11 protein-coding genes are annotated in these 15,677 nt (G+C 55.0%); 7 read left to right on the plus strand and 4 right to left on the minus strand.

Going from position 1 to position 15,677, the window contains the following annotated elements:
• Positions 1–204: 204 nt before the first annotated feature.
• The 5 genes from ACR0LI_RS01270 (at position 205) to ACR0LI_RS01290 (ending at position 3,456) form a co-directional block, all read left to right on the plus strand.
• The gene (locus ACR0LI_RS01270; RefSeq protein ID WP_170484287.1) at positions 205–372 is read left to right on the plus strand and encodes a hypothetical protein; all 168 of its coding nucleotides are present in this window, start codon (positions 205–207) and stop codon (positions 370–372) included.
• Entirely contained in the window at positions 365–556 is a 192-nt protein-coding gene (locus ACR0LI_RS01275; RefSeq protein ID WP_480492663.1) for a hypothetical protein, read from the plus strand. Before ACR0LI_RS01270 ends, ACR0LI_RS01275 begins: the two co-directional genes overlap by 8 nt.
• Positions 557–596: 40 nt before the next feature.
• On the plus strand, positions 597–1,901 hold the full coding sequence (locus ACR0LI_RS01280; RefSeq protein WP_480492664.1) for a DUF6538 domain-containing protein: 1,305 nt from the start codon (positions 597–599) through the stop codon (positions 1,899–1,901).
• Positions 1,898–2,071, plus strand: coding sequence for a hypothetical protein (locus ACR0LI_RS01285; protein ID WP_480492666.1), 174 nt, complete (start codon positions 1,898–1,900; stop codon positions 2,069–2,071). The genes ACR0LI_RS01280 and ACR0LI_RS01285 overlap by 4 nt, the downstream gene beginning before the upstream one ends.
• A gap of 194 nt (positions 2,072–2,265) precedes the next feature.
• Positions 2,266–3,456 (plus strand): adenylate/guanylate cyclase domain-containing protein, encoded by a 1,191-nt coding sequence (locus ACR0LI_RS01290; protein ID WP_480717875.1) that lies wholly within the window; start codon positions 2,266–2,268, stop codon positions 3,454–3,456.
• Between the two features lie 126 nt (positions 3,457–3,582).
• Here the strand turns inward: ACR0LI_RS01290 and ACR0LI_RS01295 are convergent, their stop codons facing one another.
• Positions 3,583–3,876, minus strand: a complete 294-nt coding sequence (locus tag ACR0LI_RS01295; RefSeq protein WP_480492668.1) for a hypothetical protein — start codon at positions 3,874–3,876, stop codon at positions 3,583–3,585.
• Between the two features lie 671 nt (positions 3,877–4,547).
• Between ACR0LI_RS01295 and ACR0LI_RS01300 the strand changes: the two genes are divergently transcribed.
• Positions 4,548–5,984, plus strand: coding sequence for a hypothetical protein (locus ACR0LI_RS01300; protein ID WP_480717876.1), 1,437 nt, complete (start codon positions 4,548–4,550; stop codon positions 5,982–5,984).
• Positions 5,985–6,178: 194 nt separating this feature from the next.
• Here ACR0LI_RS01300 and ACR0LI_RS01305 read toward each other — a convergent pair whose 3' ends face one another.
• A complete protein-coding gene (locus tag ACR0LI_RS01305) occupies positions 6,179–7,891 on the minus strand; it encodes an adenylate/guanylate cyclase domain-containing protein (RefSeq protein WP_480492672.1) in 1,713 nt (570 codons plus the stop codon).
• A gap of 811 nt (positions 7,892–8,702) precedes the next feature.
• On the opposite strand from ACR0LI_RS01305, the gene ACR0LI_RS01310 reads away from it, so the two are divergent.
• Positions 8,703–9,590, plus strand: a complete 888-nt coding sequence (locus ACR0LI_RS01310; protein ID WP_480717877.1) for a uracil-DNA glycosylase family protein — start codon at positions 8,703–8,705, stop codon at positions 9,588–9,590.
• 69 nt (positions 9,591–9,659) lie between these two features.
• On the opposite strand, the gene ACR0LI_RS01315 is transcribed toward ACR0LI_RS01310, so the two are convergent.
• Together ACR0LI_RS01315 and ACR0LI_RS01320 are read right to left on the minus strand one after the other, a co-directional pair.
• Positions 9,660–12,614, minus strand: coding sequence for an SNF2-related protein (locus ACR0LI_RS01315; RefSeq protein WP_480717878.1), 2,955 nt, complete (start codon positions 12,612–12,614; stop codon positions 9,660–9,662).
• Positions 12,611–15,661 (minus strand): hypothetical protein, encoded by a 3,051-nt coding sequence (locus ACR0LI_RS01320; RefSeq protein ID WP_480717879.1) that lies wholly within the window; start codon positions 15,659–15,661, stop codon positions 12,611–12,613. Before ACR0LI_RS01320 ends, ACR0LI_RS01315 begins: the two co-directional genes overlap by 4 nt.
• Between the last annotated feature and the right edge of the window lie 16 nt (positions 15,662–15,677).

Below are 15,677 nucleotides of genomic sequence, written 5' to 3' on the forward strand. Positions count from 1 at the left end.
TCTCACCAACGATAAGAAAAACATCGGCTTGGAGGAACAGTCTAATTTGTTAACTTTTAAGCACAGCACCTTGGTGCAAGAAATGCCTTTGGCCGCAAAGTCCGCAACTTGGTCATTCCCGCAATAAACCTGAACGTCCGCCCCCCGTCGAAACCGAGCAACCTCCTGCATCTAAATAAAGAAGCAACTGCAGGAGTTTGATCCATGAAGTACCTGTCTGCCCTCGGCGTTCTCGTCGGGGGTTTTCTTTTGCACCCACCGCCCAAGGCTGTCCTGACGACGATGCTCTGGGTGGTGTCTCGGTCCCATCCCGCTGTCTCGGCGCTGGTTCTGCTGGCGGTCCTCTGGACGTGGAGGTCCGACGATGACTGAGCTGAAACTGAACCCCGGTGACGTCGTGGTCGTCCGCGCCTTCGATGACGTCCCTGAACATCTGTTCCGCGTGGAAGAGGTGTTCGAAGACTGCGTGACCGGCCATGCCGTCACCGGCCCTCTGGCTGGAGCCTACGGCGAACCGGCACTCGAGATGATCGTCCGGGTTGTCTCTAGCGCCTAACGGCAATCCCCAAAATTCAAAACAGAAAAGGAGGAGATTGATGTCTGCTCACATTCGCTATGCCTATCTGAAGGGCCATACGTGGTTGTTCAGACGCAACTATCCCGTTGACGTGGCTCTCGCGCTGGGCGCTCAGGCGCTGAAGCAGAGCCTCAAGACCGGAGATCGTAACACCGCCCGTGTCCGAGCCGCTGAAGTCAATGCACGGTTCGAGACACTGGTGGAGCAAGTCCGGGGTCAGGCAGAGGAGGCCCTGTCTGCCACAGAAAGCACCGCTGACGGTCCTGATTGGCTTGACCAGCCAGAGTCGTCTCTCGTGCGTCTCCGGGCCACTCTGGAGGGCTCCGGGACAGTTCTGGACGGTCCTGCCTTCACCCGACCAGCCGCACCGGTAAAGGTAGTGATCCGGGACCTGAGCCGCGCCTATCTCTCCCGGCGTAGTGATGAACTGCGACCCAGCGGGTTCAAATCGGTCCGATACTCTGTTGGGTTGTTCACGAGCCGATATGGTGACCAGTCGGTTTGCAGTCTGACGCGGACGGAGGGGCGAGAGTTTCTGTCAGCGATAGCCCAACTGTCTCCGATGATCGGTAAGTCAGAGAGGACCCGCGGGCTGAGCCTGGACCAACTCGTTACCTACTCGTCTCGGGGGTCGGTGACCATCACCGCCAGAACCCAGCGGCGGATCTGGTCGCAGGTCAATCACTTCCTCGACTGGGTGGTCTATGAGGGGCATCTGGAGGTCAACCCGTTCAGGACTGTTCTCTTCGACCGGAAAGTGCGTCCTCAACCCTATGCGGTGCCGACTGACGAGGAAGTCGTGCGATTGCTGGGAGCCAAAGACCGGGACCTGCATTCCGTGCTGCTGACCTGCCTGTTGACGGGAATGCGCGCTGGGGAAGCGGTTGGGTTGCTCCGAGAAGACCTCGTGGCCAAGGGCAATCTCGGTTGCTTCGTTCATGTTCAACCGAACCAACTGAGACTGCTGAAGACCGACGCGGCGGAACGACTGGTCCCGGTTCACCCGGTGCTGGATGAGACCTTCCGGCAATTGCCTAGCCATGGTCCTCTGTTCCCTGACCTGACCGTGGCGCACGTCACCAAGGGGTTCGCGAGACTGAGACGTCGGCTGGGTCTGGAGCGACCGGGACTGGTGTTCCACTCGACCCGCAAGTGGTTTGTGACCCAGTGCGAGCGAACAGGTGTCCCTGAGCACTTCACGGCATCTCTGGTCGGTCACCAATCGGCGCGGTCAGAGAACGGGATCACCTACGGGATTTACTCGGCTGGAATCAGTGATGAGCAGCGTCGGTCGATCGTTGACCAGATACGGCTTCCGGTATGACGTTCCCTGACATTGATGCGTTCGAGGAACGGGCCGCTATCGCTGAATACGATGGTGGCTGCACCCGTAAAGCGGCGGAAGATCTGGCTGCTCGGGCTCAGGGATTCCGGGATGCGGACGCCTACTGGCAGTGGTTGGCTGACTACGTCGTCAACCGCGGACCACCCTGACGCCTAACCCTCGGCGGCCCTAATCGGGTTGCCGGGGGACGCTCACTTTGTTTTCTTTTTTCAGAAGTGGGCGTTGGGTAACGGTTGGCTGAATGGTCGAGTTGCGGGACAATGCGAACCTATTGGTCTTGTGTAACTGAACATTTGTGTCGGATCATTCAGCCAAGCCACAAAATGCCTGAGAGGCGGAAATCATGCGGGTACTTCTGAGTGAAATTCGAGATGCCAAGCACACGCAAGCCGCGTATATTGTGGCGCTTCTAGGCTTTATGGCAAACGCCATATGGACTGTAGCTAATGTCTTCGTGGGAGAGAGGTTTGTTACTGTCGAAAACGCTATCGTCAGTGTCTTGTTTTTGCTTGCTCTGCTCCTGCTTCGTCGCAACAGGCACGGTGCCGCTGCACTTTTGATTTCGACAGTCTTTCTATTGCACATGTTATTTGTTGCATTGACCTTTGGATATGCCTCGGGTGCGCATCAGTTCTTCTTGCTTGGGACAGTCATCCCCTACCTTGTCTTTCCTAGGTCGGCCCGACACGCGGCGAATAGCTTTGCGGCCCTTTCCGGCTTGGCATATCTGGCTTGCACAGCTTTGCGAGATCAGCTTCCCGGAACGATTATCGTCGGAAGCGAAACGGGTATGGCAATATTGAATGCAGCTTTATTGCTGTTGATCCTAGCGGCGACTACCGCTTTCTTTGTTACAGAGATGCGCAAGTCGGACGATGCGCTGGAGGCCGAACATGCCCGTTCCGAAGACCTTCTCTACAACTTGCTTCCGACTGAAATCGCGGCACGCCTCAAAGACGCACCGGATCAGATCATCGCTGACAGCCTCGATCACATTGCGATCTTATATGCCGACATCGTCGGTTTCACCCAGTGCTCAGCCCGGATGGCACCGACCGATCTTGTAAGCTTCCTCAACCGTATCTTTTCCACTTTCGACCACCTTGCGGCAAAACATAAGCTGGAAAAGATCAAGACCATTGGCGACGCCTACATGGTTGCCGCGGGGACGCCTTCTCCCGTGGGCGACCCGGTTCAGTGCATCGCCGAGATGGCGCTCGACATGCAGGCCGCCGTGCAAGACATGTCGCCCGAGTTTACCGACGGGTTGCAGCTACGTATTGGCTTGCATGCCGGTCCCGCCATTGCGGGGGTAATCGGCACCAAAAAACTTTTTTATGATGTCTGGGGCGAAACTGTGAACATTGCAAGCCGAATGGAGAGCCACGGCGAACCGGGCCGCATTCAGTTAACTGGTCTGGCCTATGAAGAACTAAAGACCGAATATACTTTCGAAGAACGCGGAACCATTGAAGTGAAGGGTATGGGCGAGGTTAAGACCTGGTGGCTTACTGGGCGGGTAACTTCCGCATAGGGCTCGGCTCGGTCATCCGACAGAATTTGTTAGATGTATGGTTTGAGGGTGCGAGCGGACATAGCGACCGCTCGCGGGGTGGTCAAAACTCGATCTGTTTAGCAACACTAGGCTTTCCAAGTGAGACTAGAGAGTGCCTTCATCAGTCAACGACATGATGCCATCCGTTGTACCGTCACTGTAAGCGATGCACTGCCATGGGGCGCGGTCAGGTCCTACACCAACGCGCACGAACGTCCCGGCTTCAGAGAACTCCGAACCGAACAGTGCCACATCCGGATTGTTGGTAGTTGCGGTGACATCACGCAAGCAAGCTTGCTCAGCCGCGGTTGGTGTCGCCGACGTAGCGCTGGTTGTACTACCTTCATCACAGGCGGCGAGAAGTGCGACCGCTGGCAATGCCAAAAGATAATTTTTCATAATACACCCTGTTCCGTGTTGATCCATAGAAGCGCCGAAGCGCACTCTGCGGGAACTTAGTTGTGTCCCATATTCGACAATACGGTTTTCACATAGGTGGTCAATTTCTTGCGCTTTTCAAAGGCTATCTAGCTCGGTCTACGAAATTGCTTCCGCTCTGGGCTCAGACCAGTCGTTCGCAGCACTTGGATTGAACGACCGCTCAGTCACCCGCCAGCACCAGCGACCACCCGTCAGCACCCCGGAACGACTCGTCAGAGGTCCCGCCAGCGCCAGTGAGCGGCACTCTAGTGGCAGTGAACGGGTACTCCTCCGGTCGAGAATGCCCCGTGCTCACCCTTTAAATGCCCCCGAAACCGCCCCAGTTTCTCGGGCTTCGCTGAAAAGCCCATAGGTTTCATCGGTCGGCAAGGATTCCTACCACCCCAGCCAGTTCATCGAACCATCGTTACTTCGATACCCGTGGCACCCGTTTGCCACGGAAAATGCCCCCGTTTATGCCCCAGTGGTTTCGGGTGTTCTGACACCCTCTGACCTCTTCTCTTTCCTAACCTCTAGCAGGGGTTCTATGGGGGTGGGGAATAGGTATAAGTAATGAATAGAAACCGGAGGATAGAGAGACCCGAGTATCCTCGTTCCTGATCCATAATACACAGAGGGAGGAGGAGGTTATGGGGGAGATAGAGAACCCATGGCACTCGCGGCCAATCGACGTTCACCGCTGGTCGGATCATCCAGAGGTGGCAGAGTTGGTCGACCGTATCTGGGACAACTACCTGCCGAGTGATCAGACCTCCGGACCGAAGCCGAAGACTGCATTCAGACATCAACTCCGAGTGCTGGTTCTGGACCTGTATGTTGCTTGGCTGGAAGACCCAGAACTGTCTATCGGCGTCTCCATGTCCTCGAACCACTGGGACACGTCTTCTCGCTATAACGCGATCCATATATCTAAGAAGATCATCCCGATCATTCACACCCTGATTGAGGCAGGACTATTGGATGTTGCCAAGGGCAGCTACTCGGGTCCTCTGGCCCAGGGGAACAGAACAACAAGGATACGAGCCTCCGAGGTCCTGCAGGGATGGTTCGCCGAAGTGGCATTCCGACGAGATGACGTTGGTCGGGTCGAAGGTGAAGAAATCATCATCCTCAGAGGCGACAAAGCAGAGGCACTGGTCGAGTACGAGGAAACCGACGAGATCATTAGAATGCGGGCTGAGCTTGAGCGCTATAACCAAGTTATTGGTGGCGCTTTCATTGATATCCCTGTTTTGGATGAACCAAGGGTCGATGATGTCACCACCGATCATCATCATAAGTTCACCCGCAGGATATTCAGCCGCTCTGACTTCAACCTGAATGGGCGCTTTCATGGCGGTTGGTGGCAGCAGATAAATAGTGACTGGAGGTCGAAGATCTTCATCAATGATACGCCAGTTGTCGAAGTGGACTTCCGCAGCCTCCATGTCTCGTTGCTCAGCCTTCGAGCAGGAAAAGAACTTGATGGCGATCCCTATGAATTGCCCAACATACTGGGTGCATGGCTGCCTTCAGTGCTGCAGCGTCAATTTATCAAGCGGCTTGTACTGACAGCAATCAACGCCGGTTCCAGGGATGCCGCCTTCCGGGCGTTTCGAGACGGACACCCAACCGGCCACGCAGGCAAGACACTGACGAACGAGCAACTGGAGGCCCTGCTGACTGGCTTTCTGGAAAAGACCCCTCACATCAGGGACTTTCTGTTCGCGGATCAAGGTATTCAGTTGATGAACCTTGATAGTGAGATAGCGGAGCGCGTCCATCGGCACTTCTGCGATCGGGCCGTTCCAGTCCTATCCGTGCATGACAGTTTTATTGTCGATTACACCCGAGTGGGCGAACTGAAGCGGGTGATGGCCGAGGCGTCTGCTGAAGTGGCTGGTGCACCGTTACCAACATCAAACAAGTTCTACGGGCTGGACGAACAACCCGACCCGAACGCCAACCACGTCAAAGACTACATCATCTGGCGGCAGACGGCCCGGTCTGAGGGGTATCTTCAGAGGTTGGCGGAACATGAACGGAGAACTGGGCGAGAAGTGGTGCCGTTCGAAGCTCAAAATTGACGCTGCAGAAATAAGTGGGACGAGTTATCGGACAGACGAAGGGTTGAATTGAGCATAAATCAGTTTCTAACACTCCGTGAAGTCACAGGAAGCTATTGCTGTGCTCATTCAGTTCTTTCATCTTCAATTTTGTGACCTGACGTTAACTTGGAGCGGTGCGAAGCTAAAGCCTTTGCAAAAAACGCTACGGATACTCATTTTGGTAACCCTGCTTTTAGCCAACCCTCACGCCAACTATCTGCACAGGATGGAACAGTGAATATTGGCATTTGTGTCTGCGCTGAGGCTGCAGTCAGGCCTGGGCGCAACGTCTGAAGGTCAGCTACCGCTTTGCGAGCTGCAGCATCATCGGTGAGGTGTCCTAAAGCAGCAATCAGCATGAGATGGCTCATTACGAAATTTGAGCGTACAGATAAAGCGTCTCGGCAAGCCTTAGCCGATTCTTCATAACGCCCAAGGTGAAAAAGCGCGCTAGCCTGAGCAAGGTAAGCAGCGTGGCGCAATGGATCGTGAGGGCTGAGCTCAACAGATTGAACCGCGTGACTTAGTGCTTCCTCTGGACGATCAAGCAGAAAAAGGTTGATGGAGCCCAGCATATGGACCGTTGCGGCATTTGGATTTTGCTCAAGGGCTTGTTTGAAAGCAACCCGCGCGCGTGGCAGGTCTCGCGCCAGCATAGAGATTGAATGCGCAGCGTACGCCAACGCGATGCCGTCTGCACGATCGCTCAACAGAACCCGCTCGGCTGCCTGAATAGCCTCTTTCGGCCCTTCACCAATTGGCTCAAGCCCTTGAACCATTCGTTGAATATGCAACCAAGCCAACAGCCCTGACGCGGAGGCGTATTCTGGATCACGCCTCAATGCGAGGTTTGTCAGTCGTATGGCCTCTCGATTGTCTTGATCCGTTAAAAGATGGAAATGCGATTGTGCTCGAAGATATAGTTCATAAGCTTCCAAATTTCCCGTAGGTTTTGCCCGCGCACGGTTAGTTTCGGCGTGCCTTAGAGACGGTTCAATCGCGGTTACGACCTCCAGCGTTACTTTGTCTTGAAGTTCAAAAATATCATCAAGCACGCCGTCGAAGCGATCTGCCCAGAGATGACTGCCGTCGTCCGCATCAATCAACTGACCTGTAATGCGGACTCGTTGACCTGCTCGTCTGACTGAACCCTCGAGAACGTAGCGCACTCCAAGAATGCGACCCACTTCGCGTATGTCCGTGCTTTTTCCTTTGAATGTAAAAGATGAATTTCGTGCCACGACCATCAGCCAACGGAAACGAGACAACTCTGTGATAATGTCTTCGGTAATGCCGTCCGCAAAAAACTCCTGTTCGGGATCACCAGACATATTGTCGAATGGCAGCACTGCAATCCCGGGTCTGACATCTGCCTTTTCTGATAGATTGGCATAAGTGCCCTTTGGCCAGCACCAAACACCAATGCGGCGCGTGATATTTTTGAGTTCTGTCTGCTCGCCGCCATCGAATTTGGACGCGTCACCTCGGTCAAGACTGTTGTGAGATGTGTCCGATATCAAAACCTGATCCGGCTCGGCCAGCGCTTCGAGACGAGCGGCGACATTTATTCCGTCACCAAAAATGTCATCGCCTTCTGTAACGACCTCGCCAGTATGAATGCCAATTCGAAGCTTGATGCTCTCTGGTTTCTGCGCTGACTGTAATGCAATAGCGCAATCTGCAGCGTCTGATGTGGACTTAAACTCGGCAATCCAACCGTCGCCCAAGCTTTTGATCAATGTCCCCCTGTGGGCTTGCAGCAGCGACTGAAGTGTATCTTCACGGAATGATCTAAGCGCAGCAATCGTACCTTCACGGTCATGATCCATCAGTGCTGAATATCCGACGATGTCCGCCGCAAGCACTGTGGTAAGCCGTCTGTCCATTCGTTCCCCCGTTTTGAGGAACTTAGCGCGACACTCAACTTCTGTCAGCCCGACAACTTTGCCTTTGAGCGGTAAACCCTAAGTCCCAAACTGCTCTCAAAATCCATTCCATGCTGGAGATCATCCCAGATACGGTCGACCAACTCTGCCACCTCTGGATGATCCGACCAGCGGTGAACGTCGATTGGCCGCGAGTGCCATGGGTTCTCTATCTCCCCCATAACCTCCTCCTCCCTCTGTGTATTATGGATCAGGAACGAGGATACTCGGGTCTCTCTATCCTCCGGTTTCTATTCATTACTTATACCTATTCCCCACCCCCATAGAACCCCTGCTAGAGGTTAGGAAAGAGAAGAGGTCAGAGGGTGTCAGAACACCCGAAACCACTGGGGCATAAACGGGGGCATTTTCCGTGGCAAACGGGTGCCACGGGTATCGAAGTAACGATGGTTCGATGAACTGGCTGTGCGCGCAGTCTCGAGCTATCCAGTCTCCGGCTTCGAAATCCCTGTTTACAGGGAATTTACAGGGAAATTCGTACGCATTGCAGTGTCCCGGGCTGATTTCGGCGCAAATAACGGAGACTTATCAATCGGTTGCGATATATTTCCCTACACGCCGAAACAGGGAATTTCACCGACCTGAACAAGGTATCTGGCGGACAAGAACAGGGAACGTAAGCGTGCAGGAAATGCGACTGTAAGGAGCGGAACAATGATCGCGGCGCCGTCGAGGATGGGCATGACACTCAGGACTGTGGTAGCGCTGCTGGAGTGTGAGGCGCAGGAAAAAATGACCCTGATCGGCTAGAATGCATGTACAGAAAAAAGGTAAGAAGATGGTGACACTACGTAACAGGCTGCAAGCGCATCTGGAGGGTTGGAGAAGTAATCTGCGACCTCTTTGGCGCGAGTTTTTTGCGGAATGCGATGGTCCCAATATTCTTGGTCTTTCGAACGTTTGCTTGCCGGATGCAGCGTTGCGCGATCCGTTTCCGCCGCTCCTTGACCTGAACGGACCACGTCAGGACGGTGATCCGGTTCCGGAGCGTCATATGTCAAAGGCTTTCGACTGCATCGATCCAAACGACGTGCGTGTTATCGTCCTGGGTCAAGATCCTTATCCGAACCCGGCCCAAGCAACTGGGCGGGCATTCGAAGATGGTGCATGGAACGGGCGAAGAACACAGGATATCGCCAGCAGTATGAAACCTCTTTTGCTGGCGTCTTTGGCCACCCGGCAAGGCCATCAAGGAGATTTTCGTGCAGGACAGTGGCCGAGGGTGCGACGAGAGATTGAGCGAGATGGCTTAATCATTCCTGCACCCAGTGCCTACTTCGATCATCTGGCACGCGAAGGCGTGCTATTCATAAACGCTGCTTGGACCTTCACTCGCACGGAAGATTTTAATAGCCATTTGGCGCTTTGGGAACCTGTGGTGCATTATACACTTTCCAAGCTGGTTCGAGATTCACGGCACATGCTTGTCTTCGTTCTTTTCGGGGTACCAGCCCAGCGGGTGTATGTCGCAAGTGATGCAGCGAGGATAGCTCAGCAAGTCAACGCACGAGTAGACCAGGTGGAGAGGGATCATGTCAGTCGAATGCGTCTTGATCATAACCCCTGGCTGGAGGTGAACCATATTTTCACCAACGCGACGGAACAGGAAATCGTGTGGTGGCCCCCGGGGGGTGCATAAGCGCCACTATGTTTAATTCCCCCCGCTCCGATTAGCGGTGTCTTAGTCGCGGACGTACTCCGATCTTGATCAATGATCGCTGACGAGCGACAACAGGATGCATAACGGATCCGGCTGCGGAAGTTTCAATCGTCCCGCTCCAAATTCCTGGATGAAACTGATCGCCTCAGTGCCATTTAGGCGAGCCATTTCAAGTGAGCGCTCGAGCGCGGAAATCTGGCCCTGCCAGAGTTCGATGGGCACGCCTTCAGGCTGCGAATTTCTGCGCCGTTGCAGTCTGAGCTCTCGGTTCCGGATTTCAATTTCGAATTGACTGGAAACTTGGGTGGCAAACTCTTCCAGCACCGGGAAGAGCTGTGCAACGCTATCGTGATAAAACTGATGCGCTTCAGCTCGTACGAGCTCCGACTGTTTTGAGCGAAGTGCGGAGGCCACCTCAGGCTTTAGGAAGTTTGACATGGGCCTTCGGCCACGGGCCATCGCTTTGTCGGTAGACGCCGTAATTGGTTGAAGGCATTGGTCAACATCCTCAGCGTTCATGCGTTTCCACCCGTCTGAACCTCTTACAACCCCCTCTCGGATCAATCTTCCCGGAACTTCAAGACGCACCCTGCGCTGTAGTGCGTGGAAAAGTGCTTGTAGGGCCTTCCGGTCTTCAAGGAGCGAGCTTCTCTGAGCGTCAGTTGTCGCCCGGTCAAGAAGCGCTCTGGCTTCCGAAGACCAAAGGCCCGGCACCAGTTGATCTGGGAAAGGGTCAAGCGTCGAAACCGCTAAGAACGCAAGAGGCCCGACTTCTCGAGCTGGGTGGCCTTCCGGAAGAATAACGCTCGTTTGCACAACCGGTGTATCGGGTCCGAACTGACTGCTGACGGCTTTTGCATATCCACTCAGCAAGGTGTCATGGACAACGCTCCCATGGTCGAGGAAATGCAAGGGCCTGGCTGTTTCTTCGCCTTCATCCGTGAACACAGCCTTTCGTGGCGGAGTTCCAATATCTGAGCGCCGATATATGAAAGGAATATGATCGGACATCCAGTTATCGCGGGAGGTAGCTGGCAGCTGAAATGGGCTGTCCCCAGCGCGTCCGGTGGCGGCTTCGCGATAGTACCACAACGTCCTGAAGCGATAGTCATCCAACGTGTCACGGCGCGAACTCACGTCGAAATCATCAGATTTCCCAATGGCTTGAAGCCAAGCCCCCAAGGCGCGCTCTTCTCTTCTGACGGGCGTGTCCTGTGGCCGCTCGATATCTTGCATCATAGCTGGAGCCGGGCACGATTGCACTTGCCACTCAGAGAACGTTTTGACCGCCCGCTCTGGAGTATACGGATCTTGCGATGTGAGTCGGGTCGTCAATCCGGTTCCGTCACCGGTAAGTCGCACAATCGATCCGGGAACTTTTCGCGACTTTGCTGTTTTGCCCAGCTGGGCTTGAACCTGTTGCAGTTCGTCAGCGGAAAGTGGCGGCATCGGTGCATCAAACACGCCCAACGAAGCAACCATATCCGCAATTGCGGCTTCCTGCGAACCCTCGATAAGGATGCGCCATATATCGACAGTATTCTGCTTCCGGCTCCGCGATTTCGAGCCGCCAAGGCGGTCGATGCGGCCGATAAGCTGATCGATGCTGTCAATTTCCCAAGGCAGCGAGAAGAAAATGATACCCTGGGCAACGTGATGTAAATTCAGTCCGGCCTGCACCCAGTCACCCACAAGGAGCAGCCTGCTCTCGCCCGCGAGTAGCGGGGCAAGAGTTTCCTGAACCTCTCGAAGGTTAGCGACACCATCGAGCTCACTTGTTGCAGGGCGCCGCATCACCGAAATCGCTCCTGCCAGAACAGGGAAATAACGAGGTAGTGTCGTGCGGAGCATATCGATCGTAGGGTTGTCGCCACAGACGATGATGAAGGCTCGGTCCGCTGCTGAATTCCATTGATCTGCAAGAATGTCGAGAAGTGCGTCGAGGCGGCTGTCCCCGGGGTCTTCGAGCGAGGCCATTCGCGCTCGTTCTGCCCTTTCGCCCAGATCTCCTTCCTGCATTGAAAGGTCCGTCAGAACGTTTCGCGCAGCCCTTGCGCTTCTCTGCAAAGCGCGTGCAGCAGTCCACAGTGGCCCCTGAAGACCTTTCTCCGGATCAGCTTCTTGCAGCAGTCTGTCGGCAATTTCATACCGGGCCCGTTCAGACTCAATAGGTTGGATGCGTACCTCATGGTTCCGGCGCCTAGGCAAGAATTCGCTCCATTGGTTCCGTCCGTTGCGGATCACTCTCCTGCCGGCAGCGGCTAGCAAGAAGCTTCGCGACCCTTGCTGTGTGTCGGCGCTATCTCCTATGAGCTCAATAGCGGCATTCTCGCGTTCCTCGAGAACATCAACGAGAGTACGGCCTTCCAATCCCGCCAACTGGCTGGCTTCCGGTTCAATCATCCGCAGGATCAATTCACGCCATGCCGGATCACCGAGGCGCGGGGTAGCAGAGAGCACGAGCGTCTGCCTGAAGTTGTCAGAGGTCTGTGACAACAGTTGGATCGTCTCGCGAGGCATGGTCTGCGGTTCGTCTACTACCAGCAGATCAAACAGAGTTGAGTCTGCAGAGATGGTGCGTGTGCCCTCACCCTGTCGGATCATCAGATCACGAGGCCTTGCAAGGGTAACAGGTGCCGTTTCGTCGACGCTATTATCGATGGTGCCAGCAAGGGCAGGCATAATGTGCCCACGAACCCAGCATTCCTCCTGCCATTGCGACAAGAGGTTGTCGGGCGCAACAATAATTGTGCGATGCGAGGGCTGCTGCCAGCGCAAAGCATTGATAATCATTAATGCCTGGACCGTCTTCCCGAGACCAACTTCATCTGACAAAAGGTGTCTGACTCGGGTATCGCCGAGCACGCGTCGTACCGTTGAAAGCTGGTGAGGAAGAGGATCGGCCGCCACACCAAGAGCTCCGCAAAGGCCGATGCTAAGGGCCGAGGTTCTGCGGCGCAGTGCCTGGACTCCATTGACGAAACGAAGGTATTGATCTGTCACGCCGGCGCTCCATCGCGCATGTCAAGGCGCGCAAGCTTGTAACGCAGAGCAGTATAGCGAACGGCGCGCGCCGATCGCACATCTGACAAGGCTTTTGACAAAAGCCGTGGCCAGTCTTCCTCAAATATCGTCGATTCGGGTGACAGCCAGAATTGCAATAAAGTCCTCAACTCAGCCCTGCCAATCCATCGCTGACCAGGCCGACGGGATGCATCAACGTGGCACTCGTCAAGGAGGTCCACAAGATCGTCCTCGGTAAACTCGTCATACGGTGCACTGGTTAGGGCTATCCAACGTGAGTCCGGCAAGATGAACCGCCTGAACATTGGTAGTAGTGGCATTTCCTGTGCCTGCTTCAATGCCCTTAGCCAATCCTCTGCCGGGCGCGCCATATCGACTTCTTCGAACGCTTCGCGGTTGTTTTTTTCCAGATGAAGTCGAAGGTCTTCGTAGGCGTCGATCACGGCGAGATCCAAATCTCCGCCCAAGTCCTCATCCCAGTGATGAACGGTTTCCGGTAATGTGGTCACTATTGCCCGAAAACGGTCAATCAGGCGGTCTCTGAAAAACATCCAGTCGGAATTGATTTCAATCCTCGGCAGGTCTTCACCTGTAAGGAGACCCAAAGACTCCGCACATCGAAAGAGCGCTCCATGTTGAGACAAAATCGAAAGGTCTATTCCCGCCTCTGTTTTCTGCCAGTCGGTACCACAAAGCAGTCCGATTACAGCCGCTTCGAGCTGGTCGAGAACGGAGAAGCGGCGCCAGTTGCTGATCAGGTGGTCTGCTTCGGCCAATTGCCAGGCCAAAGTCGCCCGAGCAACATCGGTCAATCCTGCGCAGCCGTCACGGGAGTCGGCTTCACGCAACAGAGACGGCACATTGACCTTCTCTCCGGCCAGTTGTGCAAAGCTGAGCCGACGGTCGTCCGAAACAACAATACCTGATCTCAGCGTCTCGTGCCGAGGGGAAGCAGGCAGGAGCAGCCTCAGGTCGCCATCTCCAGATGTGTCACCATGGGGCAGTGGAGAGTCCGGGGTCGCAACGAGAGTCGAGAATGTTCTTTTTTCGTTGCTTTCGTCCAGCCAGAGCCCTGAAGCCTGATCGTAGCGGAGGTCCAGGGGGTCGGATGTAATCAGTGCATGGGCCGGGCGAAGTCCTTGGACTTCCACGTCGAGGCGCAGGCCGCTCAAGGGCGCTTGATGCTCCAGCAATTGCGTCTGCAGGCGGCGCAGCGGTGGCGAACCTCCGGCAATGACGTGAGGTAGTCGCTCTATTGTGTCTTCGACTATGGAGATCTGCCGGTCGCCTGACGAAATGCGAAGGCAGACAGGCACCTGTTCCAATGCAAGCGGCGACGAGATTTTTATCTCCAGTCTGCCTAGCTCAAGATCACGCAAAGTTGCGCTTGCCGGCTGAATACTGATGGATGCCGGTTCAATATCGGGAGGCTCCACAACCTCGAAAAGGATAGTGTCACCATCGTCGAGTTCGGGCGATGAGAGCGTATGCTCTCCAGGGGAAGGCCGAAAAGCAGCCCATTTGTTACCGCGCAGCTCGAGCCAATCCGCCGGGTGTATCTCACCGTCGAGAAAGGGAGTAGGGCCATGACTTCGAGCTGAAACAAGGATTGGAAACTGCGCAGAATAGCTTGGATTAGCGCCAGGCATTGGAAGACCGAGAACTTGTAGCTCTGGCTGCTTCGATAGTAGCGTGAAACCATGCCGTCGCAGGTACTCAGCGTCGGCATCTGAATCGGTATCGAGACGACGAAACTCGGGCGAACCGGTTTGATCGGTGCGAATCCAATGTATGACGGTCGCACCTAGAGGAAGCACATCCCCCGGTACGACAGCGGTGGCAGTTTGCCCCTCTGACTCAACAAGAAAGAACGAAGCCGCGGCAGGCTGTAAATCTTCTAAGAGAGATTCTGCAGTTTCCTGTTGTGGGCGCAGGAAGGTATCGCCTCGATACAGAGGAGAGTCTGGCAAAATGCCGAATTGACCCAGTACGATCTCGCCGCCGGCAAGGAAGGAGCGCAATGGAGTACTGTGTTCCGAACCCGTTGCTCTTATTCTGTCTCCATGAATACGCAAACCCGCGATCACCTCTTCTCGCAAACCTGCACCCAGAACAGGTCCGCGAATCGCCACATTGACAGGCACGCCATCAGAAAGGCATACTACGAACCGGGACGATGGAATTTCTTTTGGTCGTGAGACCCTTCGCGCGGAATTCCGGCGAGCTTCGGAAATCGCGCGGAATGAGCGGGCGTCCTGTCGGACATCCTTATCAATCCGATGAAGAATGCCAGCAGACATCCACCCCTCAGAAGCGGGAATGAGAAGGCGCCGCATAACCTCGAGCGCGACATTGGTATTTCCAATCCAGTGCTCAAAGCGACGGCTGGCGTGTCCCGCGGCGAGCTTCTTGAGATACTCGATTATCCCCTCTGTATCTTCGAAAGAGATTCCTGCGCGAACAGCTCGCCGCAGTGCGTCTGTAATCTGGGGCTGAATCTCCAAGGGCACCAACGCGTTACCAATTGGCCACGCTATTAATGGAAAGTGTCGCTCCCACGGGCTGTCCCCAGGCCGAAACAGCTGAAAGCTCTTGGTGCCGAGTTCAAACAGCCGGGTGATCGCAGCCCGGAACTCTCCACCGGTCTCAACCGTCAGCTCCCGGGACAGCATCGGCCAGAAGTCCGTTCCTGTCCCACGGTAACGATAGCCAGTTTCGGCAGCCACCACTAACAATGGGAGGTAGCGCCAAGCCCATCTGGCCCCCCTCAATTGAGGGTCCTGCTCAATCTCAAGCGCGAGAGCAGCCCGGAGTTCCGAGAGAGCCTCTTGGTCCAGATCATGTTCTATGGCAAAAACCGGAAAGGCTCCGCGAACACTTGCCAGACCTGAGAAACGATCAGCAAGCGAAGCGTGGTGATCCTCCAGAGTTTTTTGGAACCACGTCATTCGCTCTCCTACACAAAAATCAAAATTTTGCCGCTTCGTGCGGTTGAAAAATGGCGCAACCTCGACGAGAGTGTTCATCATTAAGTCTTGGAAG

Source organism: Ruegeria sp. CL7 (assembly GCF_056536445.1).

Coding starts and splice junctions, on each gene's coding strand:
- ACR0LI_RS01270 (WP_170484287.1), top strand. CDS start 205: ATGAAGTACCTGTCTGCCCTCGGCGTTCTCGTCGGGGGTTTTCTTTTG.
- ACR0LI_RS01275 (WP_480492663.1), top strand. CDS start 365: ATGACTGAGCTGAAACTGAACCCCGGTGACGTCGTGGTCGTCCGCGCC.
- ACR0LI_RS01280 (WP_480492664.1), top strand. CDS start 597: ATGTCTGCTCACATTCGCTATGCCTATCTGAAGGGCCATACGTGGTTG.
- ACR0LI_RS01285 (WP_480492666.1), top strand. CDS start 1,898: ATGACGTTCCCTGACATTGATGCGTTCGAGGAACGGGCCGCTATCGCT.
- ACR0LI_RS01290 (WP_480717875.1), top strand. CDS start 2,266: ATGCGGGTACTTCTGAGTGAAATTCGAGATGCCAAGCACACGCAAGCC.
- ACR0LI_RS01295 (WP_480492668.1), bottom strand. CDS start 3,876: ATGAAAAATTATCTTTTGGCATTGCCAGCGGTCGCACTTCTCGCCGCC.
- ACR0LI_RS01300 (WP_480717876.1), top strand. CDS start 4,548: ATGGGGGAGATAGAGAACCCATGGCACTCGCGGCCAATCGACGTTCAC.
- ACR0LI_RS01305 (WP_480492672.1), bottom strand. CDS start 7,891: ATGGACAGACGGCTTACCACAGTGCTTGCGGCGGACATCGTCGGATAT.
- ACR0LI_RS01310 (WP_480717877.1), top strand. CDS start 8,703: ATGCATGTACAGAAAAAAGGTAAGAAGATGGTGACACTACGTAACAGG.
- ACR0LI_RS01320 (WP_480717879.1), bottom strand. CDS start 15,661: ATGAACACTCTCGTCGAGGTTGCGCCATTTTTCAACCGCACGAAGCGG.